This is a genomic window from Bacillus cereus group sp. BfR-BA-01379 (assembly GCF_022663605.1).
Lineage (GTDB): Bacteria > Bacillota > Bacilli > Bacillales > Bacillaceae_G > Bacillus_A > Bacillus_A mobilis.
On sequence record NZ_JAKUFT010000153.1, the window covers coordinates 1 to 2,712 of the forward strand.

Genomic DNA, 2,712 nt, shown 5'->3' on the forward strand with positions numbered 1-2,712 from the left:
CGGAAGTTAAGCTCTCTAGCGCCGATGGTAGTTGGGACCTTGTCCCTGTGAGAGTAGGACGTCGCCAAGCAACTGTAAGACGAGTCAGTATGACTCGTCTTTTTTGTGTTTTAAACTTCTTATCCCGCGTTAACGGACAGTAAAACTCCCACCTCAAAATTCAGTTGGAGCAAAGAAGGTAGGCGGGAGATCAACGGTCCGTAAACGTCCGATTGGTTCAACTAATAATCAGTGGGGGATGAACAAAACCCCCACTGATTAAAGTTTCACTTTATCAGCCTCAAGTAAGTAATCCTTACTCTTTTGATCCCCTCATATTCATTTTCTTTCATTATTTTTGATGTGTAGTTTAAGATTTTCTATTTTATTTTTTGTAGAAGCGATCTGTCAGTATGTTAAAATAGTGCAGTTGTTTTTTTGAGTACTTAAATATAAGAAGATTTAATTTTGAAAAAGGAGATAATATGAAAAAGATAGGTGTAATTACTATAGTAGTTTTAGTCCTTCTAACAATTACTTATATGTTAGTCGGGAATTATTTTTATAATTATGCGTTGAATGCGAAACAAGAGAAAGAATTTTTAGAGGATAATCCTCATTTAGTAGAAACAGTGAATGCATCAGGAGGTGTGTTCGCTACAAACGAAGAAAAGGATGCGAGCTTTGTATCAAATCATAAACCTAATACACGAAACATAAATTCTTTCGATAAGTTGAAATTAACAGGTTATGAATATATGAATGAACAATCTAGCCATAAATGGGCAATTGTAGTTCATGGATATGATAGCAGGGCATCGAAAATGACGAAATATATCCGGAATTTTTACGAACAAGGTTATAACGTCATAGCGCCAGATCTTCGTGGGCACGGAAATAGTGAAGGCGATTATATAGGGATGGGCTGGCACGATCGTAAAGATATTTTGATTTGGATTCAACAAATTGTAAAAAAAGACCCTAATGCTGAAATAGCACTTTTTGGTGTTTCAATGGGCGGGGCAACTGTAATGATGACTTCAGGTGAAGAGTTACCTTCTAACGTTAAAGTTATTATTGAAGATTGTGGATACTCAACTGTTATTGATGAATTTACTTATCAACTAAAAGATCTATTCCACTTGCCGAAGTTTCCTGTTATGAATGCGGCCAATACAGTTACAAAATTAAGAGCTGGATATGATTTAGAAGAAGCTTCAGCTATAAAACAAGTAGAGAAAAGTAAAACACCTATGCTATTTATTCATGGGGATGCTGATACGTTCGTTCCTTATGAAATGTTAGATGAAGTATATAATGCTGCAAAAGTAGAAAAAGAGAAATTAATTGTTCCAGGTGCTGGACATGGAGAAGCTGAGAAGATAGATTCAAATAAATATTGGAATACTGTATGGAAATTCGTGGGGAGATATATTCCAGCATAATTAGATTTGTATATACGATAATCAGAAGGAAATGTTTTTATACTTTTGATTATCGTTTTTTCTATTTATAGATTCATTTTAGTTTGTAGTATATAAAGCATGAAGCATAAATTTTTGAATTCCTTCGTGCCAGTGCTACAATAATTGAAAACTACATGTTAATGAGGTGTTTCTATGAAAATTGAAGTATGGTCAGATTTTGTATGCCCATTTTGCTACATTGGGAAACGTAGATTAGAGATGGCTTTAGAGCAATTTCCACATAAGAAAGATGTTGAGGTTGAGTTTAAAAGTTTTGAATTAGATCAAAATGCTCCAATCTATTCTGGAACAAGTATTAATGAAGTACTTGCATCAAAGTATGGGATTAGTATTGAAGAAGCTAAACGTAATAATATACAACTAGGAAGTCATGCAGCTAGTATGGGTTTAAGTTTTAATTTTGATGAGATGAAGCCGACGAACACTTTTGATGCGCATCGTCTTGCGAAGTTTGCAAAGGATCAAGGGAAAGAAAAAGAGATTACGGAAAATCTACTTTTTGCATATTTCACAGAATCGAGAAATTTAAGTGATGTGGATACGCTTGTTACTATTGCTGAAGCTTCAGGTTTAGAAAAGCAAGAAGCTTTACGTGTTATTAATGATAAAAGCGCATATGCAAATGATGTTAGAATTGATGAAGCGATTGCTCAGCAATATCAAATTTCGGGAGTGCCTTATTTTATTATTAATCAAAAGTATGCTATTTCAGGTGCGCAACCACTTGAAACTTTTGTTGGTGCACTTCAGCAAGTGTGGGAAGAAGAGAATCCTGCACCTAAGTTACAAGAACTTTCTTCAGAGGGTGGAAGCGATATGTCTTGTACGGACGAAAGTTGTTCGGTACCTTCAAAAGAACAATAGTTTTTATGATGGAATAGCAACCCATAGAGTATTTTATGGGTTGCTATCTATTCTTATAGAAGAGGTATATAAATAGATAAATTAATAGCGTAAATAGGGTTTATAAAAAAATGAAGTTTTTTATAAAAACATATTGACGATTGTAGGTTAGAGGTGTAATATAGAACAAGTCGCCGATGCAATAACGCAGAACGCGGCAAACAAAATGAAAAACTTAGTTGACATTAACTAACGAAGATGTTAACATAAGGAAGTCGCAAATGAGCGACCGAGTAGTTCTTTGAAAACTGAACGAAACAAACAACGTGAAACGTCAATTTTTATTTTTAGATGCTAGACAAACTAACTTTATTGGAGAGTTTGATCCTGGCTCAGGATGAAC

Annotated in this window: 2 protein-coding genes; both read left to right on the plus strand. The window is 34.6% G+C overall.

Annotated elements, in window-relative coordinates:
- Positions 1-464: 464 nt before the first annotated feature.
- Entirely contained in the window at positions 465-1,424 is a 960-nt protein-coding gene (locus tag MR113_RS27000) for an alpha/beta hydrolase (protein ID WP_242257462.1), read from the plus strand.
- A 174-nt stretch (positions 1,425-1,598) separates the two neighbouring features.
- Positions 1,599-2,330, plus strand: coding sequence for a DsbA family oxidoreductase (locus MR113_RS27005; protein ID WP_000687932.1), 732 nt, complete (start codon positions 1,599-1,601; stop codon positions 2,328-2,330).
- Positions 2,331-2,712: the final 382 nt, after the last annotated feature.

Coding starts and splice junctions, on each gene's coding strand:
- MR113_RS27000 (WP_242257462.1), top strand. CDS start 465: ATGAAAAAGATAGGTGTAATTACTATAGTAGTTTTAGTCCTTCTAACA.
- MR113_RS27005 (WP_000687932.1), top strand. CDS start 1,599: ATGAAAATTGAAGTATGGTCAGATTTTGTATGCCCATTTTGCTACATT.